The organism is Aeromicrobium jepli (assembly GCF_047246605.1).
Taxonomy (GTDB): Bacteria; Actinomycetota; Actinomycetes; order Propionibacteriales; family Nocardioidaceae; genus Aeromicrobium.
Window position 1 is genome coordinate 166,490 of record NZ_JBFOKO010000003.1, and the last position, 20,968, is coordinate 187,457.

The following is a 20,968-nucleotide window of genomic DNA, read 5'->3' on the forward strand; positions in this document are numbered from 1 at the left end:
TCTGCGGTCGGTGCTGGCGGAGTCGGGTCCGTGGGTGGAACTGGGGGAGTGGGAGTCGTACGCCGAACCAACGGTGACGTCATCCGTGCGGACCCGACACGCACCGACCGGTCACACTTGCCACGCACCCGCTTGTCAGAGGTCATCTTCACGACGACACGGTGACGTCCCGGCTGGTAGGCACGTCTGGACGTGACGGTCTTCTTGCTGCGGGACTTCACCACCACCGTTCGGTCAAGGCGACCGTCAACGAAGATCCGGGCTTTCGGCCACCCCTCGCACGGCTTTGCCGCCACCGTGACCGTCACCGAACCAGACCCAGAGACCACATACGAGACGGTTGAACCGTTGGTCTTCAACACCTTCGGTGCGGCGGTCGCGGGCACAGCCACCAGCGCGACGAGAATGACGGCACCCGTGACGGCAGTGAAGAGTCGCTTCATGCCTGTTCACATGCGGCGCCACAACGAGAACGCCCCGCCTGAACGGCTCGGGTCCGGTTCAGACGGGGCGCAGACTCATGATGCCGGTCAGACGACGCTGTCGTAGTAGATCTCGAAGTTCGGTCGGTGACCGAACCCCTCAACCAGTCGGGTGCCCTTGGTGCCTGCACCGGCACGGTCGGTCGTACGAATCGGGGAACCCTCGGCGAACACGGTCCCCTTGGGGCCGATGGCCTTCTCGAACTTGTCGAGCGCTTCACCGAGGTCATCGCTGCGAGACTTGGTGGTGTCGGCCCAGATCACGAACGACCGAGACGAGTCACGCTCAGGGAACGGCATCCGCTCGCCACGAACCGACGCCGCGTACGCGTAACCGACCAACTGCGAGAACCGGCCCATGTCCTCGTCGGAGATATCCTTGTCGAACTCGAAACGCATCGCGTACGGCTCACTCGGGTAGACACCCTCACGGCGCCGGTGGAACGTGTGACCGTCCACCTCGACGGTGTCCGCGAACTGGGTCGCGGGCGGCAGGGTGGTCGGGTCGGCGTCGTGGGTGTACTCGCCGGGACGAACCGACAGGTACTCGTCGACGCTGTCCTTGGCGATGTCGGCAGCCGAGAACGGGTCCGCGGTGTACGAGTCCACCATCGAGGTCAGGAACTGGCCGTTGGCGGGGGAGTAGAGAGTCCGCTCGAGCGACGGGGTGCCAAGGACGCCCACCTTCGCGACGTGCGCGGTCACGATGACGTCGCGCTCGGGGCAGTGGGCGAGGAACACAGGGGAGACGGGCTTGGACGTCAACTTGATGTCCACTCCGAACGCCGGGACGACCAGATCGTCGGGCACGTCGCTTGCAAGCAGGATCCCTTCCTCGACATCCATGCCGCCGTCGAGGCCGCTGAGGGTTTCGGAACGGACAGGTTCAGCGAACGAGGTCGAGTTGCCGTTCGTCCCGACGGGCACTCCACCCTTGTCCCGGTTGCGTGTTGTCGTGCGGTTCATACCCGACAGGTGTGCGGGCCCGGACGCCCGACATCAGCCTCGGGCGCCGCGCACGATGTCGGACAGGTTCCGCATCCCGCGGTCCCATCCGTCACGAGTCGCCGTCTCGACCGCGTTCCGAACGACCGAACTGGAACGGCCGCCGTAGCGGCCTACCTTGTCGGCTGTCTCCATGAGTGCCTGCTCTGGGGTGAACCCGGCGGTCTCGTCGGTGATGAACCGCTCGTACGTCTTGTACGCGGAGTGCTCGCCCTTGTACTCGGCGAAGTCCGACAAGGCGGTGGCGGCAGAACCCGTGTGAACCTCGGCTGCGGTCGTCACGAACGAGAGATGTCCTTGCGCCGACGCGAGCGCCGACTCGGTGTCGGTGACGAACTCCTTGACGCGGGATGTCACGGCATCACGGTAGGCCTGCGTCTCGTCGGCGGGCTGCGGCAACGTCCGCTCACCGGAGGTCTCGGAGCGCTGGTCCTCGGTGTAGCGGCCGTCGTTGCCGTGCAGGCTGCCGCGCTGGTCACGCTTGGTCACAGGTTCACTCCGTTGTCTCGTTCGATCACGTCGATCAGGCGGCTGATGCCGAGGGTCGCAGCGAGCGCCCCGTCACGCCACGCCTCGTCGGGTACGCGGCCGACCTCCGGACGGGACTGCACGTTGATGTTGTGCGCGGCCTCGACGGCGCTGGCGAGAGCCCGGTGACGACCCATGCCCTTCTTCTCGACGAGATAGTTGAAGTGCTCGTAAGCGTTCACCATCGACTGCTTGCGAGTGATCTCGTGGCTGATGCTGATGAGGCGTTCACCGGGGATGTCCTCCGGCGAGTTCGTGGCGATCTTCGCGAGGATTCGGGCGCGGTCGGCGATGTCCTCGTTGATCGCCTGAACCGTTCCGTTGAGCGACTCGACCACCTCGGAGTCCACCGGGTCGAGCGCTCCGTCGAGAGACTTGCTGACGGTCGTCTCGGGACGCTTGTCCTCAGCGAACCGGCCGTCCTTGCCGTGCAGGCTTCCGTTCTGGTCACGCATCGACGTCACCCGCCATGATCCTCTCGGTGTTCTTCTGCTGCTTGGCGACCATCTTCGATAGTTCATCGAACGCGTCGAGCACGCCCTCGTGCTGGGAGAGGCTCTCAGCACGGTACGCCAGATCGGTCGACCGGGACGGCGTGTTCGTCACCATCCCGGTCACCCGGAACAGCGCCTGCTGGGTCGTGTTGCCGTCCTCGTTCACGTACTTGGAGAACGTGCGGTAGACACGCTGGGCGCCCTTGTAGTTCGCCATCTTGCACGCGACCTCGGCAATCCCGTCGGTGGACATCTCCTCGACAGGCTTGGCGATCTCCTTCTTGAGCCATTCGCCGTGCCGGTTGATGCCGCGCTGGCTCATCTCGTCGAGGTACCCGACAGTGTCGATGACGAGTCGAGCCTCCGCCTCGATGGCGTCCTCCTGCTCCGGCGTGAGGCCCGAGTTCGTGAGAGCCGACTGCGGCAGGGTCTTGCCGCTCGAAGCCTCGCCGCGCTTGGTTTCGTGGAATCCCTGCACGCCCTTGGACGCGTTGACCTGCTTGCCGTTCTTGCCTGTCGTAGTCATGACTGTCTGGTGTGCGGCGGCTGCCAGTCGTTGATGTAGTCGTCCCATCCGATGAGGTGGTTGAACACCTCGACCGCTTCGTCTCCGTCGACGCGACGTTCAGCGGTCGAGAACGGACGGTCCTTGAACGGGACATCGGTGCGAAGATCTCGGCGGACCCGCACCCAGATCTCGAACTCGTAGGTGTCGTCGTTCCTTGACGCGATGACACGGATGTCGTCGCCCGGCCTGACCTTCCAACCGGGGATGACAGCCTCGACAGCCTTCTCCTGCGACCAGCGTGCAGCCGGGTTCATGACCGTCACGACTTCACCTCCACGAGCGTCTGCGAAGACAGGAGACGGGCGAGGGTCTGCTGCGCCTCGAACCCGTCCAGTTCACGGAACGATGACGCGTCGTAGCGGTCCTCGAACGGCAGCGCGTAGAAGTTCGCCCGGTGAATGGACACCCACATGTTGAACTCGCCGGGGTCGTCGCCGTAGGGCGGGTTCCACGTGACGGTGACCTCGATCTTGTCGTCGTCGCGGGACTCCCACAACGGGAACGTCTCGACAGCGATCTGACGGGTGAGCAGGTCACCCAACTTCATCTCGTTCATCAGGTCGGCCACACCTTCGCCAGATCCTGCAGGGCTCGTTCCATCATCTCGCTCGTGAGCGCCCGGTACCGGTCCTCGGTGACGCCCAGAACCCGCAACCAGTTCTTGAAGTACGCGTCGAGCAGGCGAGCGTTCGCCGGGTTCGTCACCTGCTGGAACAGTTCGAAGTCCTTGCGGGTCTGCGTCTTGTCCGCGATCAGCATCAGGTTCACGTCCCGCAACGGCGACAGGTGCGGGCGCCGGGTGCCGTCCTCGGCGTGAGCGGGCAGGTACCGGTTGACGGTGTTGCGGTACTCCATGACGTTCATCACGACCGTCGGGTTGGACGCGTACAGCGGGTTGAACCGTGGCAGGTCTTCATCGCGCTCCGCGAGCGGGTGCAGGCAGAACGCGAGCCGGGCATCCACTGAGGCGTCCAACGCATCGAGGGCGTACAGACCCTCGATGATGTGCTGCATGTAAGGGATGTTCGTTCGCTTCGCCTTCTTGCCGCTGTAGTGGTCGGTGATGGCAGCGAACTCGACAGACCCGAGCACGTAGGAGTGAACGTCACTCATCGGTGCACCACACGATCTGCTCGTTCGCAGCCCGGATGGCTGCGAGCACGCCACGGACACGTTCATCCTTGATGGCCGCGTCGGTGTGCGTGGAAACGGTCAGGGAGCCCACTTCGACACCGCGATGGATGAGGTCTTCGAACGCGCGCCGCACGCTCGTCGACTTGATGTCCTTGACGAACCCGGCGAGGGAGTCGCAGTACTCGCGGTAGAACGCAACCTTCGTTGCGGCCTGAGCGATGATGTCCGGGGTGGCGTGCGGTGCCGCCTCGACGATCTGACCGATCTGGCTGTCCATTGACGTGCGCGCCCGGTCGATGAGAACCTCCACCTGTCCGGTCAACCTCGTTGTCGTGTCGTTCACGAGTCGTCTCGCTTGTCGAACTCGAGCCGCACCCGACGCATCAGGTCATGGATCTCGCGCAGCGCCGCAAGCATGCCCTGCTGCTGGCGGTTGCGGATCGCGATCTCCATCGGGTTCATCGTCTGCGGCAGGCCAGCGTCGTAGGCGTGCGACATACCCGTCGAGTACGCCACGTCCGTGTCTCGTCCGATCTGGACGTCCGCGACGAACGATTCGATGGTCACGAGGTACGCCTTGCGGAAGGCGAGGCTCCCGGCCGTCTCGGCGATGTCGAACGCGTTGATGGTCCGGTCGTCGCCGAACTCGCGGGCCGCTTCCTCGAATCCCTCCACCTGACGTCGGGCGGTGTCGATGAGGCTCCCGAGACGCTCGACGACCTCCATCTTGCATGTCTGGCTGTCGCTCATGGTGTCGTTCCCTTCGTCGGGTCGGTTGATGTTCACAGGGCACGCATCCCGTTCAACAGCGACGAGATCTCCTCGAGCGCCTTGGACGAGCCGTGTTGGCTCCGGTCCGCGATCAGGTTGTGAGCCGGGTTCGCCGACGACGTGCCACCGGCACCGCAGTTGGCGACCTCCTTGACCGTCCACACGTAAGCGTCCGCCACGGTCTGGGACAGCACGTAGGAGTGGAACATCACGAGCGTGTGCTGGCGGGCCCGCTCGTAGGCGACACGCCCCGCGAGGTCGGCCACCCTGTCGATGCGGGGTACCTCCTCGGTCGAGGCGGCGCCCATCTCGGCCTCGACCCGCTTCACCCGCTCGCCCGCGTCGTCGGCGAGGTCGCCCATTCGCTCGACGATCTTGTCCTTCGTGTCCTGCTCGGTCATGGGTCCAGTGCTCCTCGATGGCTTGCTGGTGTCAGTACTTGGGGATGTTGAAGACGAACCCGAGCAGGTCGTTGATGGCGCGTTGGCGGCCGTTGCGGTACTCGGAATCGTGCAAGGTGTCGGACGGGTTGGTCGTACGGGACGCTTCGAGGCCGTGGGTCCGAACGAGCGAAGCGAACGCCTTCTCGACAGTCATCGTCTCCGCGTGCTCAACGAACATGGCGCACGCCTCCGCGTACCCCTGCGCGTGGACCGCGCGAGTGACCTCACGTAGCACCGTCGGCAGGTGCACGAAGTCGGCAGACAATGCCTTCTGCGCCGCCTCGATGGCGGCCGCGCGGTCGCCATGACGGTCGGCGGATTGATCCTTGGCGTACGAGACGCTCAGATGCTCGCTCAAAGCGAACCTCCCACGTGAGCCATGACGGGGACGTCGCCGTACCCCTCGGTGACGAACCGGTCCGCGACCGCCTTCGCCTCGGGATCCCACAGAATCTGCTCGGACAACTGCGACCACGTGAGACCGCGCGCCGCGAGCAGCACAATCAGGTCCGAGGACGCCTTCGTCGTGGACGTGAAGGGGCGCCGTTGGAACCCGAACTTCTTGGACGGCAGGTGCCAGTCCACTCCGAGGGACGGGGTGCGTGTCTTAGCCATACCTGTTCAAGCCCGCACGACCGGCCATCACCGATCAGGCTTGGGTGCGGATCTCACGGCGTAGCCGACGGAACACCTTGCGAGGTACGCGTACGCCCTGCCGGTTGAGGCGCCGAAGCGTCTTGAACGCCTCCTCGCGGGACAGACCTGAGAAAGACTTCCCGACATGCTTGCTGTTGATCGGGACGAACTCGCCGTCACCCACGTACCGGGTGTACGCGACCTTGATGTCGATGGTGTTCGGGGTGGAACCCCACACGTACACGTCGGTGCCGTGCTCGGACATGCGAACGTAACTCACGCCCGTCCAAGCCCCGCAAGGGTTCGCGCACCGATCACGCGTCGGTGAGCATCCCGGCAGCGTCAAACAACGCCCCGGACGTCTGCGCACCCCACAGGTCGACCACAGCCGGGTCGAACGGGACAGGAACGCGTACCGCGACCGGCTCGTCCGGGGAGAACTCACGCTGCCCGAACCGGCGGAACGACACGACCGACCGAGGCGGACGACCAGCGTCCGGTCCCCAATGACAGCCGTACCTCTTGTCAGTGAAGGACCGCACCAACGCGAACTCGTCCATCCCGGGCCCCATCACCCACATGCCGCGCCGGACCCGACCGGCCTCGATGGTGACGTCGAGACCAGCCGGGACCACGACAGGCGTCTTGGCAGGGCGGCTCACTCGCCGCCCTTCGTCCGGTACCGGTCGAGGAACGCCGCGAGAGCATCCACGTCCTCCTGCGTCATCAACGCCGACGCGTCACCCTTCGGGCTCTGGATGTCCACCATGAGCGGCCACCCACTGCCCGCCTCGGACACGATCAGCCGGTGAACGACGCCGGGCAGTTCGATGTAGTCGTCGCCGATGTCCACGCCAGTCAGCCCTTCACGCACAGGAGCGTGTGGAGCCGGGCGACGACCTCGACCAGATCGGTCTGCGCTTCGATGACCGACTCGATCGACTTGTACGCGCCCGGGATCTCGTCCACGACACCGGCGTCCTTGCGGCACTCGACGCCCGCGGTCTGCGCCGCCAGATCCTCGACCGTGAACGTCCGCTTCGCCTGACCGCGGGACATCTTGCGGCCCGCGCCGTGCGACGCGCTCTGGTACGACTCGTTGTTGCCCAGACCACGCACGATGAACGAGCCCGTACCCATCGAACCGGGGATGAGACCCATGTCGCCCTTCGCGGCACGGATCGCGCCCTTGCGGGTGACGATCAGGTCCACGCCGTCGTACGTCTCCTCGGCGACGTAGTTGTGGTGGCACAGGACTTCGTCGGTGTAGTTCACCGTGTCGAAGAACGACTCGAACACGTCCTTGAACAGCGCGAGCATGATGCGGCGTGACGTCATCGCGTACTCCTGCGCCCAGTACAGGTCGTGGCGGTACGCGTCCATCTCCGCAGTCCCGGACAGGAACACGGCCATGTCACCCCACGGAGCGTTGTGCTCCAGCGACTTCGCCGTGTTGATGTGACGCTCGGCGATCTCCTTGCCGATGTTCCGCGAACCCGAGTGCAGGGTCAGCCACACGTCGCCGTCATCCGAGGCGGTCACCTCGCAAAAATGGTTGCCTGATCCGAGCGAACCGCACTGATTCATGGCCTTACCCTCGCGGTCCTTGACATCGGCGCGCAGGTCGTAGAACCGGCCGAACAGGTTGTCGCGGGCCATCTCCACCTGACGGTGCTTCGGACCGAGACGAACAGCGCCGTCGTGGCCGTGGTAGCCGACAGGGATGGCCTTCTCCATCGCGGCCCGCATCGGTCCGAGGTCGTCGGGGAGGTCTTCGAGCCGCACGGAGGTCTTGACTGCGGCCATGCCGCAGCCGATGTCCACGCCGACGGCCGAGGGGGAGAGGGCGTCCTTCATCGCGATGACAGAGCCAACGACGGCGCCAGCCCCATAGTGAACATCGGGCATAATTCGGATGCCCTCGATGTAGGGCAGGCGGGCCATGTCACGGATCTGCTGGACGGCTTGAGCCTCGATCTCGTGCTCGGGAACCCACATGGCGACGTTGGGTGCGCCGGGCATCTCGTAGGAGGTCATTCTGTTGCTCCATTCGTTGTTGCTTCGTAGTTCAGGTCATATGCGACCGTTCGGCCCGCAGTGATGAGCCTGTGGCGCCGTGCGCCGACACTCTTGATGGTTCGTTCGAGCAGTTCAGCGGCTCGTCGGACCGGATTGCTGAGAACGATTGCGTCCTCTTCGTCACTCCACGTCTTCCGGAAGTACGTGGCTGCAATCCCGACCTCTGCGTCGAACTTGAAGATGCTCTGTGCCGCAGCGGCCTTTCGGGGGATCGCCAACTCGTGCCCGGGGTACCAAGCCCAGCGAGCAAGGTCGAAGGCGGCTTGGTTCTTCAGAAGGACGTTGAACACGCTGTCGCGTGTGTTCCGTCCGGGCCGCCGCACCCGACCGGTGACCGACTCGATCACATCGCAGTAGAAGCGGACCATCGGTTCGCTGTCGGTGACGAAACCGATGAACGGAGATCTCTTTGCTGTGAACCCGATCGATCCGTCTCCATCCAGCAGTCCCCGCACGTAGTCCGGCGTGGAGATCGGTACGGAAGGTGGAGCGATGGACTTCGATTTGCGGCCAACCAAGAGGCCAACCTCGGCGAACAACTTGCGCATCTCGAGACTCGAAAAAGCGAGGGTTGACGAGGTGTAGTCGACCTTGAACTGGGTGTCCCGAGTCCGATCGAGGACCGAACTGTTGCAGGGCAAGAAGTCGCTGATGTCCTCCAAGACCTGACGATCACGTGAGTTCAGTTCAAGCGTGATCTTGCCCTTCTGGCCGCCCCCTGATTGGTGGTGACCGTCGGTCTGCAAGAGCCCGAGGATGTACGACCACCTTGGGTCGGCGAAGTCCACGCTGATGCTCACATAGGGAATAAGCCCGCGAGACGCACTTGATTCGATCAGGGTTTGATGTAGACGTCGGTCGCGACGGGCAGGCTCTCCGGCTTGGGAGAACCGTGGCGGTCCTTCGCCTCTTCAATCAGGTCACGACTTGCTGCGCCGGGTTCAGGAGGAGGGCGTGTCCTCACTGGTTGAGGTGTGAGCCTCGGCGTCGCGAAGGATCTGGTCCGCTTCCTCGTGCTTAGCGGTGACCGTCGTGTCCACGAACCGGCTGATACCCATGACCGCGAGGAGCATCGTGAACGCGCCTGCCCACGGGTTCACGATGAACCCGATCGCGACAGACACTGTGATCGAGCCGACGGCCATGCCGATCAGGGTGACGACGAGAGCACGCATCTGCTTGTACATGGACCGCATGCGAGCCTCGATCTCGGGAGTGAACTCACCGGACTCGAGCCCACGCTCGAATTCCTCCGACCACTGCATCGTCACTCAGCCCTTCGTCTCGCCGGTCCGTCGCATGGTCACCTTACGGTTTTCCGGATCGAGCGGGATCCCGTGACGGGTCTGGAACTCGTGCATGAACGTGAGGACGTCCCGCTGGGCACGGTGACGACGCCAGAACCCAAGCCCGAGAGCGACCGGAGCGGAGATCAGCCAGACGGCCGCGACGGGTGTGTTGTCGGCGGCGGTGTACGCCGCGGCGCCGATGAGGAACAGGACTGCGGTGATGATCGACACCGGGACGGAGTTGCTGATGGTCTTGCGGGCACGGTTCATCCGTGCAGCGTCTGCCCCGGTGATCGGTTCGCTGATGATGGTGCCGTCATCGCCGGTGTAAGTGATTTTCATGCTCATCTCAAGGTAGGCGGTGTGACCGGAGTCGATCGGGGCGTCAGAACCCGTCGGTGTAATCGGCCGGGTCGTGGTTCATGATGCCGAGCCACAGTTCCTGAATCTCGTCGTTGTCGTAGCGTCGGGACGTGACCACGTTGCTCCAGTCGCATGGGTCGTCGGGCTTTGGGCCCCGGTAGACGGTGATGGTCGCGTAGGTGGTCCGGATCGTCGGGTTGCCGAACGTGTAGTCGTGGGACTCGTCCTCGCTGAACTCGACGTCAATGGTGTACCCGGGGCCGGAGTAGGCACCCTTGAACGCGACGTCGGCCGCGGCTCGCAGCATGTCGTCCTTCCAACCCATCAGAACTCCCAGCCCTTCCCGTCGCCGCGCATGAGCGCCATCCAGAACGCGTCGATTTCCTCGTTTCGGTACGTCTCGTAGTCGGAGATGTACTTCTCGCCGTTGTGCCGCCGGACCCTGACTTCGATGAGGGTGCGCGGGTCGTAGCCGCCGTAGGTCGGGTCGTAACCGTCGTCGAAGTCCATGTCGACGGCGATCTCGTCGTCGGGGTGATGAACCCATTCAGGACACGCGATCGTGACCGCTTCGCGCTTCATGTCGTCCTGCCAGTTCACGAGACGGTCGTCTCCTGCTTCGCGAGCGCCGACAGCACCTTGTGGGCGTCCTTCGAGGCGGGGGTGTCACGGATGAGGGTGGCAACCTGCGCGACGAGGTACGTGGCGGCGCCGTCGTACAGGGCCCGGTCCTTGTCGGCTTCGGCTCGGGCACGCTCTGCCGCCTCGGGCACCTGATCGAGGATCGTGTTGAGACGCTCGCTGTCGAGGATGAGGCGGGCGGCTTCGAGCGCGATCAGGTGCTTGACGGCCGTCGAGTTCCGGAACGCGGTCGAGATGACATGGCAGACGTCCACCTCTTCGGTGAACTTGGCGTCAGGGTCGGGCTCGGCGGGAACGAACTTCACGGTGTCGATGATCCCGGCGTGCTTGAGATCCCATGCGACGTCGATGAAGTCACGGTCATCACCGTGGTAGTACGAGACCTTCTCGTCGTACACCGGGTCGTGGTCGATACCCATGCCGCTGAACGCGCGCTGCTGGGCGCCCTTCAACGTGGTGAAGGTGTCACGGTCCACGGTCTTCGTCTCGTACGTCATACCCCATTCAAGCCCGTGAGAGGCCCCGACCCCGATCAGGCGCTCTGGCTGGCCTTCATCTCGTTGATCAGTTCGCGGTCCAAGGACGTCTTCCCGTTGTTCTTGACGCGCAGGAGTGGGTTGTGGAGCCACAGTTCCTTGCGAGCGACGAGCAGGTAACGGTCATCGTCCTGTTCCTCAACGAGCCGGTAGTGCCAGTCGAGGTCGGGGTTGACGTCCAGCAGGCCGGGATGGTCGGCGCCGGGGATGACGTCGAGGTGGAGTCCGGACGCGTTGCAGAGATCTTCGATGGCGGGGAGCGTCTGGTAGGCCTTGCCGTTCACGACGATCGCCGGACCGAAGACCGTTCCGTCGTCGCTACGGGTGTTCCTGTGCTTACGCATGACATGCCCGTACAGGGCGGCGACTTGATCGTCGGACATCTTGATGATGTTGCCCAGCAGTCGGTAGGTGACGGCCTTCGCCTTCCCGCCAGAGTAGGTTCCCCAGCGGATGAAGCCGCGCATGTCAGCGACGGGGATGGCGGTGATGGTTGCGCCGGGGATCGTGTCAGTTTCGGTGGGGCCGCCGTAGTGAGGCGTGTACGTGTCCCCGAACCCGTTGTCGAACACGGGGTTGCCCTTGGCGTCGGTCACGTTGATGGCGGTGACCTTCGCGATGACGGTCTGAGGGGACTTGTTGTTCACGGTGGAGACGGCGATGTGGTCTCCGGGGCGGATGGTCTGCCCGAGCCCGTCGGTCCACTCGTTGACGGTCTTGGTGGGCATCAGGATTCCTGTCCGATGACGGTGATGAGTTCGGTGGTCCACTCGGTGCCGTCGTATCCGCGACGAACGCTGTCGACGTAGCCGGGCATGGACACCTCATCGGCGTGGAAGGCGGTCTGGGACACGACGACGCCTGCGTTGTCCCTGATGTTCAAGACTGCGTGGATCATGAGGTGTCTCCTGACTGGGTGGAATGAGAAGAGGGGAGGGTGCGCCAGACCCGAGACCTAGCGCACCCTCCCCGGACCGTGGGTTACTTCGCCGACGGGGCGGCGGTGGGGCCGAGGTCGAGCGGGTCCATCTCGCCGGACTCGAACGACTTGGACGACTCGGCGGTCACGACGATGGTCTTCATGCGGTCGAGCGCGGCCTGACCCTTCTTCACGTCGTCACCGATGGCGGCCACGAGGTTGTCCGACGGGGCGCCGACCATGCTCGCGATGCGCGAGTGGATGATGCCGGAGTTCTTCCACGTCTCGTACTCGCGGGCCATGTCGAGCATCTTGGTCTGCTTGTTCTTGAACGCCTCACGGCCGGAGATCACGGCGTCCTGCACCTTCTGGTACGGCAGCGACACGCCACTCAGGTCGGGGTACGCCTCGGTGATGGCCGAGAACAGTTCACCGCCGCCGGGCTGCGCGGTCGAACCGACCTGATAGCGGCCCTGCACGGCGTTCGCGAGCACCTTGTCGAGCGCGTCGGTGTTGCGGTCGGCGACACCGAGGGCCTCCTTGATGGTGGAGACGTACGCGGCGAGTTCGTTCTGGTTGTCCTTGTACTGGCTCGAGAGCGCCTGCTCTCGCTTGACCATGTTCTTCTGCGTCGAGTTGTACGTCGCGAAGAACCAGATGGCTCCGATGACGAGGACGACGGCGACGGCAGCGGCGACGAGGGCCTTCGTGTTCGACAGGAGTCGGCTGGCGAAGTCGGTGTTCATGAGGGGTTGTTGCTCCTAGGTGTGTTTTGGTCAGGCGAGAGAGTTAAGGGTCAGTACCGGTAGGAACTCGATCCGAAGTAGTCGCGGTGGTTGAACGCGAGCAGTCCGAACCACAAGCCGCCGGACATGATGAGGCCGAGGATGAGGATGGTGGCCTTGGCGCCGCCGGACGGCTGAATCTCGGCGGCGAGGTACTCGTACTTCTCCATCTCGACTCGCTTGTAGCCACCCATCACCAGATCGGCGACCGTGGCGGGCTGTCCGGCCTGTGCGTGCTCGAACAGTGCGGGCGTGAACGGCTGACCAGCGAGGGAGCGGAGCGTCTGCGTCAGGTGCTCGTTACCTTCGGGCATGCCGGTGAACCCGCGCGACCATGCGACCGTGTTCGTGGTGGTGTCCACGCCGAGGACGGCGACGACGCCGTTCTTGCTGAGGGTGTTCTTGCCGAGCGCGGGGGACTGCCAGTAGGCCTGCAACGCTTGTGTGTAAGCGTCGGCGTTCCCGTCGGTGACGTTCTTGGTGTTGACGGCGACGACGTGCAGGTCGCCCTGCAACTTCTGACCGAGGCGACCCGACAGTCGAAGGATGTTCGTGTTGAACGTGCCGTCCTTGAAGGACTTGTCGATGCCGGGGATGGAGACGGGGTAGAACTTCTCCGCGAGGTACGGCGAGATGCTGTCCTTGGCGGGGGTCGGCATGTGCTTCTTGAACTCCTTGATGCGGTCGGAGAACTTGGCGTAGATGTCGTCCTGTGCGGCTTGGATGTAGTTCTTGTACTTGACGCGCTTGGTGACACCGCCGGGGTTCTTCGCGTCGATGCGGGCCTTCGCTTCGGCCCAGAACGTCGGGATGCCGGACTTCATGGAGTCGGGGATGGCCTTGTTCTTGCGGTAGCGGGCGGCCTTGCGGTCCTCGTCCACGCGTCGGCCGCCGATGTCGTGACGGTCGCCGAGGGTGTCGGTGATCGTGTAGTGGTACTCGTGCTTGGCGTACGGGCACGAGTGCCAGCGGGTCTCGTAGTCGGTGTACGTCTCGGTGCGCGAGTTGCCCTTCGAGTCGTAGGTGGTGCGGGTCTTGGTGACGGCTACGACGTAGGAGTCGCAGTCGTACGTGCGGCAGCCCCATCCGTCGTACCGGCACGTGACCTTCTTGACGTCGGCGGTCTTCTCGACGCCACCCCACCATTCGTTGTACGTCATGGCGCTGTTGCGACTCATGGCGTACCCGGCCGCGGTGGTCGCTGGGACGATCACGAACGAGAGGGCGATGGCGCCGACGATGAACTCGCTCCACGAGATGTGGAAGTCGCCGGTGCGGGCCGATCCGAGACGGTTGCCGATGCCCTTCGCGACGAGTCCGGCGAACAGGGTGACGGCGACGCCGATCAAGATAGTGGTGAACACGAGCAGGTAAGCCCGCCCGGTGGCTGGTTTCCGATCAGTAGATCTCGGTCCAGTCGCATCCGGGTTCTGTGCAGGTGGACAGACCCCATCCGCCTCCGCTGCGGCCGTGGTTGACCTCAGCGTCGGGGTGGGCGTGCTGGGGTTCGGACATGGCCTTGATCATGATGGTGAGCAGGGCCATGAACGCCACGATGATGAGGCAGGTCAACCCGATGAAGGCAAGCATCAGAGGCTCCCGCGTCGGTCGCGACGACGTTCACGGATCAGGCCCACCGTGTCGGTGATGACGATGACCGCGAGGATTGCGACTCCGGCGATGACGGGCCAGTCGAGGCTGATTCCGGGCATCATCGGGGCGCCGGGAACGTGCCGACGATGTGCTTGAACGCGGCCCGCATGCCGGTGCGGCGACGGTCGGACTGCTCGTCGACGTTGGCCTGCACGGTCTGGTAGGCGGCGTCCTTCGCGGCCTCGACGTCGCCGGTCTCACGGAACTTCACGAGGAACGCCGTGTAGACGTCATCGGCGCCCATGTGCTCGTCGACCGTGCTGGCGATACCGATGATGGTCTTGACGGTTGCGTACTCGGCGGTGACGCGGATCGTCTCCCGTCCATCTCGGGCGGATCGCATGGCCTGCTCCTGCAGGATCTCGATGTGCTGGATGGCTGCGCTGTGGTCGCTCATGCTTGTTCAAGCCCTCAACTGGCGGGCACACCGATCAGGATGTGACGCTCCGTGACGGGCAGATCTGCTTCACAGGTGTAGGAACTCTGCGATCTGGGTGGTGTGGAAGGACGTGAGGCCCGCGCTCGGGGTAGGAGCGAGGATCAGTGCCCTTGAAGCGGCGTTCTTGACGGCGGCGATGTCGTCAGGGGTCACGTCGTCGTCGGTCCACACAACCGACTTGACCGGGTTCGCTTCGAGGTCCGCGATGAGCGCCTTGCGCTTCCAGTCGAAGTCCTCCACCCCGTACTCGGAGACACAAGGCAGGTGCCGGAACTCAGGTAGCCACGCGGCCGGGGCGAACGCCGAGATGACATCATCTCGCTCCCACGAGGTCAACCAGACGACCTCGACGCCACCGCAGGAAGCCTTGTTGATGAACTCGACGACTTTCGGCTGAATCCAGTGGTCGCCGTTGCCGGGTACGGGAACCGACAGGTAGGTGTGGGCGATCGCGGGAGGGTACATCGCGGACACCACGCCGTCGATGTCGAGGTACCAGCGGGCATCAGTCACGAGCCGTCACCTCGATGGGTTCGGGGTTTACGGAGAACCGGTACATGAATTCCAGTTCGTCGTCTGACAGGCCGAGCCCGGGTTCGACCGGGCACATGGGGGCGATCGCGACCATCTGGTCACGCTCGAGGAGGTACTGGGTGAGGTTGTCGTACTCGAAGATGCTCAGGTCGTCGTCGGCCCAGATGAACGGCGCTGGGCCCCGCTGTTCGAAGTCGTTGAGGATCGCGGCGGTCTTCCACCACAGTCCGTTCTCCTGTTCGCGGGTCAGGCCGCGGAACTGCTCGAAGCCGAGAGCGCGGGTCAGTTCGGCTCGGTCCTGTTCCTTCCACGTGGTCAACCACAACACCTCGACGCCGGAACGGGAGAGCGTGTTGATGGCGTCCACCACGACGGGTCGGTAGGTGACGACGGTGCCTGCCGCCCGGGCCCGCCGGTAGCGGTCGTCGCCTGAGGTGAAGTCGCCGAACGGGGACCACGCGTTGATCACCCCATCGACGTCAAGGTAGAGGCGAACGTTCGCCACCGGTGCCGCACCCCCTTCAAACTTCGGCTATCGGCGATACTTCGGTTCGGCCCGAGGTATCACGATCTTTCGTTGTTTCCTGCAACAGTGGAAACGAGAGACTAGGAAACTGCGTGGAGCGGATGGCGGGGTTCGAACCCGCGACCTTCACCTTGGCAAGGTGACGCGCTACCAACTGCGCTACATCCGCGAGGACACCGCGAAGGGTGCCACGGGTGTTACATGCGGCGAACTCACTGGCTGGTGTGGTTCGCAGTCCTGTCAAGGAAGTCAGCGGCGCGCCTTCGCTCCGACTTTCATCCGCGCGTCCCGGCGAGCCTTGGTCTTCGCCTCGGTCTCGGCCTTGAGGGCACGCTCATGCTTGAGCGCCTCCATGAACGTCCGGCCGCGAACGTTGGTGGCCTTGTTCGCCAGTTCACGAGCGACCTTCAACGCCGTGTCGAGGTCCATGTAGTCCTCGGCCCGTGGAGGCTTGCCGGTGTACCCGTTGTGGGTGTCCCGCCATTCGTTGTATGTCGGTGACCAGTGGGTGACGCCCCTCGTGATGAGCCACCGCCCACCGAAGCCTCGGGTCACGCTCACGGAGAAGGAGTCCTGTAGCGGCCCCAGTTCACGGCACGCGTCGAACCACCCGGTCGGGTGGACCTTGTAGTTGGTGACGATGGTGTCCTGATCGGTGCTCATGTCTGCCGCAAGGGTCTCGGAAGGGTGAGCACCGATCAGGTGAACTGGACGTCGTTCTGGTCGAGCCACACGTACCCGACCTGCAACCGTGGGTCGTGGACGTTCACGCAGATGTGACGGCCGTGCTTGCGAACCGCGACACCGGTCACGACTGTCTCGCCGTCCGTCTCGAACACGAGCCGAGCCTCGATACGAGGATGTGTCGGCTGATCGGGGATGTTGCGAGCATGCGGGCCGTTCTCGTCACGGAGCGGCCACGACACGTTCACGACTCGCTGGTACGAGCCGTGGCCCGGGTCGGGAGCCGAATGATGCGCGATGGTCACCCGTTCAGGGTAGGTCGATGAACTCGCGGATCTTCCGCAGGTGCGCGTCGGACAGGCCCCGCGACGGTGTAGGGACGATGACGAGAGCGTCCGGATCCTTCGGCTTGTGCCGGGGAAGGATGTCGTCGTCGGTCCACACGACCTTCTGCCCGGTCGCGAGCCATCGCTTCACACGACGCAACTTCCACCACTCGGCACGGGACGGCCAATCGGACTCTCCCGGCTGCTGGCCGGGGTTGACGTCCCACGGGCCGGTCAGACCGATCGTCGGCGCGAGGAGACTGTTCGCCTTCTCGGTCCAGTCGGTCGTCCACACGATGATCACGTCGGGCCGTGCGGCCATCTCGTTCACGAAGTCGATCACGGCCCGCCGGTAGTGGATCGGGGTGTCCTCGATCTCGGTGTGCTCGAACACCATGCCGGGCGGGTCCTTCTTGCCGGACAGATCCCAAGCGTTCAGCACGCCGTCAACGTCGAGGCACCAGTAGGTCGTACGCATGACGCCTCGACTCCTTCCACGTTCGCTAGTTCTGGGTTGGTTGGCGCGCCCGGAGGGATTCGAACCCCCAACCGATGGCGTAGGACACCACTGCACTATCCGTTGTGCTACGGGCGCCGGGAACTGCTCAGACGAGACCCCGCTCATCGATCCAGTGGACACCGACGGCGAGTTCTGCCGCGTACAGGCTGAACTTCTCCGTGTAGTCGCTGTGACCGTTCGCGGACGACTCGATCGTCTCGATGTGCTCACGCATGACGGGTTTCAGACCCGTCTTGGCGCGCCACTCGTTGACCTTCTCGAGGACGACCCTCTCCTCGTTGAGCCTCCACGTCATCGGGTTCTCCCGACGCTTCTGCTGCTCGGCGACGAGGGCGGTCTTGACGTCGTCCATGACGGCCATCATGTGGCGGTGCTCCGCTGCGGTCATCTGCTTCACGACAGGTCCATCCATTCCTTGATGTCCACGTCGTCGAACGTGAGCGCGTCGGCGATGGACTTCGCGTGCGCGTACCCCTCGGCGTGCGTGTCGAACGTGTTGTAGTCGTAGTGATCGGCGTGAATCTCAGCGTCGGTCTCGTCGTACCCCCACGTGAGCGCGTGCTCGACAACGCACGGGATGTCGTCGTAGGGCTTCGCGATAGTGAAGAAATGCCACACGCTGTACGGGCGCTCGTCCACGGTGTGTCGAGCGAACACTCCGATGCTGGTCTCGGTGTCGTCGCGCTGCATCTCGGCGGCTCGGACGATGACGTGTTTACTGTCGCTCATGACTGTTCAAGGTACGGCAACCACAGGACACCGATCAGTGGGAAGGGCCGAACGCGCCCATGATGGTTTCGATGGCGGCCTGTGCCTGCTACTCGAGCGCGTTGAACCGGTCGGCGACATCGTTGATCGATTCGAGGGTCCATGTGCCGAAGCCGTAGTGCGGGGGATTCGGGTCGCGCCGGATGGACTTGCCACGCGTCATGACGACGAACGCGGTGGGGCTCTCCAGCCACAAGCCGTGCACGATGATGTTCCTCGCTTCGGTGAGACGCCGGTACTCGTCAGCCATCGAGGAGGTGTTCTCCACGCCGGACGCTTCGACGGCTGACGCGAGCCGTTCCCCGGAAGTCCACCACACGTTGTCGGGAGTGTCCCCGAGGTTCCCGCTCGCCAGCAGGACCATCTCGCCGAGGGCGTCCTCGCATTGAGACGCCTCAAGGACGACATGGCCGACTGCGGTGGCTAGTTCGCCAGAGAACGCGGGCCTGCCGGGTCGTTCGTGGGTGCTCATCCGGACACCGTATCGGCTGTGGCTTGTGAGACGCGGAGTGCGTCGTGGAGGTTCTGCGTGCTCCGCGCCTCGCCGGACGGGAAGCGCGTTTGGAGGTGGATGCGGGATTCGAACCCGCGTAACACGCTTTGCAGGCGTGCGCCTAACCTCTCGGCCAAACCACCATGAGGGGTGTCCCGGGTATGCCTCCTTCGCCGGGACTTCAAGGTGGGATTGTCCGGATCTTGACCATCGCTGGTCGTCCCCGGTTGGTCCACGGGATCGGCCCCACCTGTCGTGGTTATGACGGCTCACGCCTCCCACATTTGAACCCTCGGAGGGACTCGAACCCTCAACTTGCGGGCTAGAAATCCGGTGTTCTTTCCAGTTGAACTACGAGGGCACATCACCACTAACTGCGAGCCACCTGTCGGACTCGAACCGACAACCTTCCGCGTACCGGGCGGATGCGCTAGCCAATTGCGCCAAGGCGGCAAGTAGAGACATCCGGTGTGCACCTTCATCGAAATTCGTCGAAGCCCGGATGTCTCTGTGTCCAAGGAGGGACTTGAACCCTCACGACCCGAAGGTCACTGCCCCCTCAAGACAGCGCGTCTACCATTCCGCCACTTGGACATGGCCGGTGCGACCGGCCGTACGTTTGCTGCTAAGTCCCGAACCGGGGCTGGGCCCGATCAGGAGATGAGGTCGTAGACCTCGAAGTCGGTGTTCGCGAGGGTGAACACGCTCGACGGGTCACCGATGATGCGAGCCGAGAAGCGCGCCTTACCGTCGGTGAGGGAGTCATCGAGACGAGCGACGAGGGTGCCGCGTGTGCCCTTGCGGGCGACGGTCACGGAGTTGTCTGCGGTGACGTCCTTGACCAGTTCGATGACCACCATGATGTTCCCTCTTCGTTCGCGTGTGTACGAAGAGTTCTATGCGGCGAACCCTCGCCACATCACAGGACGCACAGGCCCTTCTCGCCCTCGGGGCACATGAACTTCGACCCGTCTGCGTCGATGAACGTGACGATCCCGTCGTGCACCTCGATGACCTCGCCATCCACCGACACCCTGTTCGTGCGGTCGCCGACCCACAGGCGAACCCGAAGGCCGACCTTGGGCCGGATGCGACCGTCAGAGAAGTAGTGGTCGGGGTAGTGGACAGCCATCGTTGCCATCGACTCGTTGAGGTCGGGAACCTTCCAGCCCATCTGGGTGGCCAGTTCGATGACCGCGCTGACCTCCTCGTTGTCGAACATCCCGTAGTCCCAGCCCATCGACGCGTGAGCGACGTCGTACATGATCTGGACCGACTCGGTGACGTCCGTGCCGTCCTCGGTGAACAACCGCTTCACGGCACCGGCACCTCCTGCTGGGCCTGCTTCGTGACCTCGAGAGCCTCGCGTCCGGCCTTCCAGCGACGTTCGTGCATCGTTCCGCCGTCGAGACGGTTGGCGCCACACCAGATGCCGATGCCAGCGCGACAGGCGGGGCACTTGATGCCGAGACTCGCCTCGGCGTGCTGGCGGTACTCCTCGAACTCGCGAGCCTGTCGGTTCTTGCGGCGACGGCGACGCCGTGCCTTCTCAGACGCGTCCTCCGGCAGCGGCGGCAGCGGGTCGCGTGGAGCGAGCCAGTAGTACGTCTGCTCGGGCTCCTCGGCGACCGGCTCCGGGTCGGGTTCGTGCAAGATCGTGAACGGGCCGAACATCATGAAGTGCTTCGTCTCGAGCGTGGAACCGGGCTCCATCCACCCCTTCGTGGAGGTCTTCTGCCACGCCTTGCCGTGACGGTCGAGAAGGACGGTGCCGACGCGAAGCCGCTTCAACGTGTTCTCGGCACCCTTGATGGTCTTCATGGCGTGAACAAGCCCGAAGCCTGACCCGGCCTCGATCAGGAACGGAGGGGCCACCCGACACGGGCGACACCCTCCGTTCCCTCGGAGCAGGTCAGCAGGTCAGGTTGTTGGACGTGATGTAGTGCTTCGTGCCGAAGAAGCCGCCCATCTTGAACCACTTGCCGGTCGAACCACCGGACACGGACTTCTTGGTGCCGGACTGCGTGTAGTGGAACCGGCACCCGGCCGGAACCTTGAAACCGTCGGCGTCCGCCCATCCGAACTTGGTCTTGCTGTTCTGTCCGGGCGTGAGGAAGCCCTTCGGGGAGGCGGTCTGACAGGACGTGTTGCCCCAGTCGCGGCACACCTCGATGTTCCGCGGCGAGGAGTAGTGGTTGGCGATCACGAGGTCGTTGGCCGCGGCGTTCGCGGGCGACAACGGAAGGACCAGTGCGGCGGCGGCCAGCATGACCGTCGCGAGGGCGAGCAGGAACTTCTTCACGGGATTCTCCCTTGTTCCGGGCGCACGCCTCGACCGACGGCCGCTGCTC

General features: G+C 64.2%; 42 protein-coding genes and 6 tRNA genes. 1 reads left to right on the forward strand and 47 read right to left on the reverse strand.

Features of this window, described 5'->3' with window-relative positions; genetic code table 11:
• Positions 1-192 precede the first annotated feature (192 nt).
• Entirely contained in the window at positions 193-549 is a 357-nt protein-coding gene (locus tag AB3M81_RS07595) for a hypothetical protein (protein ID WP_412903325.1), read from the forward strand.
• Here AB3M81_RS07595 and AB3M81_RS07600 read toward each other — a convergent pair.
• The 47 genes from AB3M81_RS07600 to AB3M81_RS07830 all read right to left on the reverse strand — a co-directional run bounded on the left by AB3M81_RS07600 (position 531) and on the right by AB3M81_RS07830 (position 20,919).
• Positions 531-1,409 (reverse strand): hypothetical protein, encoded by an 879-nt coding sequence (locus tag AB3M81_RS07600; protein WP_412903326.1) that lies wholly within the window; start codon positions 1,407-1,409, stop codon positions 531-533. The two genes, AB3M81_RS07595 and AB3M81_RS07600, sit on opposite strands and share 19 nt — an antisense overlap.
• A gap of 72 nt (positions 1,410-1,481) precedes the next feature.
• The gene (locus AB3M81_RS07605) at positions 1,482-1,976 is read right to left on the reverse strand and encodes a hypothetical protein (RefSeq protein WP_412903327.1); all 495 of its coding nucleotides are present in this window, start codon (positions 1,974-1,976) and stop codon (positions 1,482-1,484) included.
• Positions 1,973-2,470, reverse strand: coding sequence for a hypothetical protein (locus tag AB3M81_RS07610; protein ID WP_412903328.1), 498 nt, complete (start codon positions 2,468-2,470; stop codon positions 1,973-1,975). The genes AB3M81_RS07605 and AB3M81_RS07610 overlap by 4 nt, the downstream gene beginning before the upstream one ends.
• The gene (locus AB3M81_RS07615) at positions 2,463-3,035 is read right to left on the reverse strand and encodes a hypothetical protein (protein WP_412903329.1); all 573 of its coding nucleotides are present in this window, start codon (positions 3,033-3,035) and stop codon (positions 2,463-2,465) included. The genes AB3M81_RS07610 and AB3M81_RS07615 overlap by 8 nt, the downstream gene beginning before the upstream one ends.
• Positions 3,032-3,340 (reverse strand): hypothetical protein, encoded by a 309-nt coding sequence (locus tag AB3M81_RS07620; RefSeq protein ID WP_412903330.1) that lies wholly within the window; start codon positions 3,338-3,340, stop codon positions 3,032-3,034. Before AB3M81_RS07620 ends, AB3M81_RS07615 begins: the two co-directional genes overlap by 4 nt.
• Positions 3,337-3,633 (reverse strand): hypothetical protein, encoded by a 297-nt coding sequence (locus AB3M81_RS07625; protein ID WP_412903331.1) that lies wholly within the window; start codon positions 3,631-3,633, stop codon positions 3,337-3,339. The genes AB3M81_RS07620 and AB3M81_RS07625 overlap by 4 nt, the downstream gene beginning before the upstream one ends.
• Positions 3,633-4,190: a hypothetical protein gene (locus tag AB3M81_RS07630; RefSeq protein WP_412903332.1), complete on the reverse strand. Its 558-nt coding sequence runs from the start codon at positions 4,188-4,190 to the stop codon at positions 3,633-3,635. The genes AB3M81_RS07625 and AB3M81_RS07630 overlap by 1 nt, the downstream gene beginning before the upstream one ends.
• On the reverse strand, positions 4,183-4,554 hold the full coding sequence (locus tag AB3M81_RS07635; protein WP_412903333.1) for a hypothetical protein: 372 nt from the start codon (positions 4,552-4,554) through the stop codon (positions 4,183-4,185). Before AB3M81_RS07635 ends, AB3M81_RS07630 begins: the two co-directional genes overlap by 8 nt.
• Entirely contained in the window at positions 4,551-4,961 is a 411-nt protein-coding gene (locus AB3M81_RS07640; protein WP_412903334.1) for a hypothetical protein, read from the reverse strand. The genes AB3M81_RS07635 and AB3M81_RS07640 overlap by 4 nt, the downstream gene beginning before the upstream one ends.
• Positions 4,962-4,993: 32 nt before the next feature.
• Positions 4,994-5,383 (reverse strand): hypothetical protein, encoded by a 390-nt coding sequence (locus AB3M81_RS07645; RefSeq protein WP_412903335.1) that lies wholly within the window; start codon positions 5,381-5,383, stop codon positions 4,994-4,996.
• 31 nt (positions 5,384-5,414) lie between these two features.
• Complete coding sequence (locus AB3M81_RS07650; RefSeq protein ID WP_412903336.1) at positions 5,415-5,783, reverse strand: hypothetical protein; 369 nt, start codon at positions 5,781-5,783, stop codon at positions 5,415-5,417.
• Positions 5,780-6,040, reverse strand: a complete 261-nt coding sequence (locus tag AB3M81_RS07655) for a hypothetical protein (protein ID WP_412903337.1) — start codon at positions 6,038-6,040, stop codon at positions 5,780-5,782. Before AB3M81_RS07655 ends, AB3M81_RS07650 begins: the two co-directional genes overlap by 4 nt.
• A gap of 34 nt (positions 6,041-6,074) precedes the next feature.
• On the reverse strand, positions 6,075-6,326 hold the full coding sequence (locus AB3M81_RS07660; RefSeq protein WP_412903338.1) for a hypothetical protein: 252 nt from the start codon (positions 6,324-6,326) through the stop codon (positions 6,075-6,077).
• 49 nt (positions 6,327-6,375) lie between these two features.
• Positions 6,376-6,723 carry a hypothetical protein gene (locus AB3M81_RS07665; protein WP_412903339.1) on the reverse strand — a complete coding sequence of 116 codons (348 nt, stop codon included), beginning with the start codon at positions 6,721-6,723 and terminating at the stop codon, positions 6,376-6,378.
• Positions 6,720-6,914 carry a hypothetical protein gene (locus tag AB3M81_RS07670; protein WP_412903340.1) on the reverse strand — a complete coding sequence of 65 codons (195 nt, stop codon included), beginning with the start codon at positions 6,912-6,914 and terminating at the stop codon, positions 6,720-6,722. Before AB3M81_RS07670 ends, AB3M81_RS07665 begins: the two co-directional genes overlap by 4 nt.
• Positions 6,915-6,919: 5 nt before the next feature.
• Complete coding sequence (locus AB3M81_RS07675; RefSeq protein WP_412903341.1) at positions 6,920-8,098, reverse strand: RtcB family protein; 1,179 nt, start codon at positions 8,096-8,098, stop codon at positions 6,920-6,922.
• The gene (locus AB3M81_RS07680; protein ID WP_412903342.1) at positions 8,095-8,940 is read right to left on the reverse strand and encodes a hypothetical protein; all 846 of its coding nucleotides are present in this window, start codon (positions 8,938-8,940) and stop codon (positions 8,095-8,097) included. Before AB3M81_RS07680 ends, AB3M81_RS07675 begins: the two co-directional genes overlap by 4 nt.
• Before the next feature lie 141 nt (positions 8,941-9,081).
• Positions 9,082-9,411, reverse strand: coding sequence for a hypothetical protein (locus AB3M81_RS07685; protein ID WP_412903343.1), 330 nt, complete (start codon positions 9,409-9,411; stop codon positions 9,082-9,084).
• Entirely contained in the window at positions 9,412-9,777 is a 366-nt protein-coding gene (locus tag AB3M81_RS07690; RefSeq protein ID WP_412903344.1) for a hypothetical protein, read from the reverse strand. It abuts the gene before it with no gap.
• Positions 9,778-9,814: 37 nt separating this feature from the next.
• Complete coding sequence (locus AB3M81_RS07695; protein ID WP_412903345.1) at positions 9,815-10,117, reverse strand: hypothetical protein; 303 nt, start codon at positions 10,115-10,117, stop codon at positions 9,815-9,817.
• The gene (locus AB3M81_RS07700) at positions 10,117-10,392 is read right to left on the reverse strand and encodes a hypothetical protein (protein ID WP_412903346.1); all 276 of its coding nucleotides are present in this window, start codon (positions 10,390-10,392) and stop codon (positions 10,117-10,119) included. Before AB3M81_RS07700 ends, AB3M81_RS07695 begins: the two co-directional genes overlap by 1 nt.
• On the reverse strand, positions 10,389-10,931 hold the full coding sequence (locus AB3M81_RS07705) for a hypothetical protein (RefSeq protein WP_412903347.1): 543 nt from the start codon (positions 10,929-10,931) through the stop codon (positions 10,389-10,391). Before AB3M81_RS07705 ends, AB3M81_RS07700 begins: the two co-directional genes overlap by 4 nt.
• 35 nt (positions 10,932-10,966) lie before the next feature.
• Positions 10,967-11,698 (reverse strand): hypothetical protein, encoded by a 732-nt coding sequence (locus AB3M81_RS07710; protein ID WP_412903348.1) that lies wholly within the window; start codon positions 11,696-11,698, stop codon positions 10,967-10,969.
• On the reverse strand, positions 11,698-11,868 hold the full coding sequence (locus AB3M81_RS07715) for a hypothetical protein (RefSeq protein WP_412903349.1): 171 nt from the start codon (positions 11,866-11,868) through the stop codon (positions 11,698-11,700). The genes AB3M81_RS07710 and AB3M81_RS07715 overlap by 1 nt, the downstream gene beginning before the upstream one ends.
• A gap of 83 nt (positions 11,869-11,951) precedes the next feature.
• On the reverse strand, positions 11,952-12,635 hold the full coding sequence (locus tag AB3M81_RS07720) for a hypothetical protein (RefSeq protein WP_412903350.1): 684 nt from the start codon (positions 12,633-12,635) through the stop codon (positions 11,952-11,954).
• Positions 12,636-12,685: 50 nt separating this feature from the next.
• Positions 12,686-14,038, reverse strand: coding sequence for a hypothetical protein (locus tag AB3M81_RS07725; protein ID WP_412903351.1), 1,353 nt, complete (start codon positions 14,036-14,038; stop codon positions 12,686-12,688).
• A 34-nt stretch (positions 14,039-14,072) separates the two neighbouring features.
• Positions 14,073-14,264, reverse strand: a complete 192-nt coding sequence (locus AB3M81_RS07730) for a hypothetical protein (RefSeq protein WP_412903352.1) — start codon at positions 14,262-14,264, stop codon at positions 14,073-14,075.
• Positions 14,264-14,389, reverse strand: coding sequence for a hypothetical protein (locus AB3M81_RS07735; RefSeq protein WP_412903353.1), 126 nt, complete (start codon positions 14,387-14,389; stop codon positions 14,264-14,266). The genes AB3M81_RS07730 and AB3M81_RS07735 overlap by 1 nt, the downstream gene beginning before the upstream one ends.
• Positions 14,386-14,724 carry a hypothetical protein gene (locus AB3M81_RS07740; RefSeq protein WP_412903354.1) on the reverse strand — a complete coding sequence of 113 codons (339 nt, stop codon included), beginning with the start codon at positions 14,722-14,724 and terminating at the stop codon, positions 14,386-14,388. Before AB3M81_RS07740 ends, AB3M81_RS07735 begins: the two co-directional genes overlap by 4 nt.
• Positions 14,725-14,793: 69 nt before the next feature.
• Positions 14,794-15,279, reverse strand: coding sequence for an HAD domain-containing protein (locus AB3M81_RS07745; protein ID WP_412903355.1), 486 nt, complete (start codon positions 15,277-15,279; stop codon positions 14,794-14,796).
• Positions 15,272-15,805, reverse strand: coding sequence for an HAD domain-containing protein (locus AB3M81_RS07750; RefSeq protein ID WP_412903356.1), 534 nt, complete (start codon positions 15,803-15,805; stop codon positions 15,272-15,274). Before AB3M81_RS07750 ends, AB3M81_RS07745 begins: the two co-directional genes overlap by 8 nt.
• Positions 15,806-15,919: 114 nt before the next feature.
• Positions 15,920-15,995 (reverse strand) — tRNA-Gly (locus tag AB3M81_RS07755).
• 80 nt (positions 15,996-16,075) lie between these two features.
• The gene (locus AB3M81_RS07760; RefSeq protein WP_412903357.1) at positions 16,076-16,489 is read right to left on the reverse strand and encodes a hypothetical protein; all 414 of its coding nucleotides are present in this window, start codon (positions 16,487-16,489) and stop codon (positions 16,076-16,078) included.
• Between the two features lie 35 nt (positions 16,490-16,524).
• Entirely contained in the window at positions 16,525-16,815 is a 291-nt protein-coding gene (locus AB3M81_RS07765) for a hypothetical protein (RefSeq protein ID WP_412903358.1), read from the reverse strand.
• 4 nt (positions 16,816-16,819) lie between these two features.
• Entirely contained in the window at positions 16,820-17,314 is a 495-nt protein-coding gene (locus tag AB3M81_RS07770; protein WP_412903359.1) for an HAD domain-containing protein, read from the reverse strand.
• 41 nt (positions 17,315-17,355) lie between these two features.
• Positions 17,356-17,431: transfer RNA gene (locus AB3M81_RS07775), tRNA-Arg, on the reverse strand.
• A gap of 10 nt (positions 17,432-17,441) precedes the next feature.
• On the reverse strand, positions 17,442-17,753 hold the full coding sequence (locus AB3M81_RS07780) for a hypothetical protein (RefSeq protein ID WP_412903360.1): 312 nt from the start codon (positions 17,751-17,753) through the stop codon (positions 17,442-17,444).
• On the reverse strand, positions 17,750-18,085 hold the full coding sequence (locus tag AB3M81_RS07785) for a hypothetical protein (protein WP_412903361.1): 336 nt from the start codon (positions 18,083-18,085) through the stop codon (positions 17,750-17,752). The genes AB3M81_RS07780 and AB3M81_RS07785 overlap by 4 nt, the downstream gene beginning before the upstream one ends.
• Positions 18,086-18,173: 88 nt before the next feature.
• A complete protein-coding gene (locus tag AB3M81_RS07790; RefSeq protein WP_412903362.1) occupies positions 18,174-18,596 on the reverse strand; it encodes a hypothetical protein in 423 nt (140 codons plus the stop codon).
• Positions 18,597-18,686: 90 nt separating this feature from the next.
• A tRNA-Cys gene (locus tag AB3M81_RS07795) sits at positions 18,687-18,760 on the reverse strand.
• A 144-nt stretch (positions 18,761-18,904) separates the two neighbouring features.
• Positions 18,905-18,978 (reverse strand) — tRNA-Arg (locus tag AB3M81_RS07800).
• 18 nt (positions 18,979-18,996) lie between these two features.
• Positions 18,997-19,070: transfer RNA gene (locus AB3M81_RS07805), tRNA-Thr, on the reverse strand.
• A gap of 58 nt (positions 19,071-19,128) precedes the next feature.
• Positions 19,129-19,211: transfer RNA gene (locus tag AB3M81_RS07810), tRNA-Leu, on the reverse strand.
• A gap of 59 nt (positions 19,212-19,270) precedes the next feature.
• A complete protein-coding gene (locus AB3M81_RS07815) occupies positions 19,271-19,477 on the reverse strand; it encodes a hypothetical protein (RefSeq protein ID WP_412903363.1) in 207 nt (68 codons plus the stop codon).
• Between the two features lie 59 nt (positions 19,478-19,536).
• Positions 19,537-19,935, reverse strand: coding sequence for a hypothetical protein (locus AB3M81_RS07820; RefSeq protein WP_412903364.1), 399 nt, complete (start codon positions 19,933-19,935; stop codon positions 19,537-19,539).
• A complete protein-coding gene (locus AB3M81_RS07825) occupies positions 19,932-20,438 on the reverse strand; it encodes a hypothetical protein (RefSeq protein ID WP_412903365.1) in 507 nt (168 codons plus the stop codon). The genes AB3M81_RS07820 and AB3M81_RS07825 overlap by 4 nt, the downstream gene beginning before the upstream one ends.
• A gap of 91 nt (positions 20,439-20,529) precedes the next feature.
• Entirely contained in the window at positions 20,530-20,919 is a 390-nt protein-coding gene (locus AB3M81_RS07830; RefSeq protein WP_412903366.1) for a hypothetical protein, read from the reverse strand.
• Positions 20,920-20,968 lie beyond the last annotated feature (49 nt).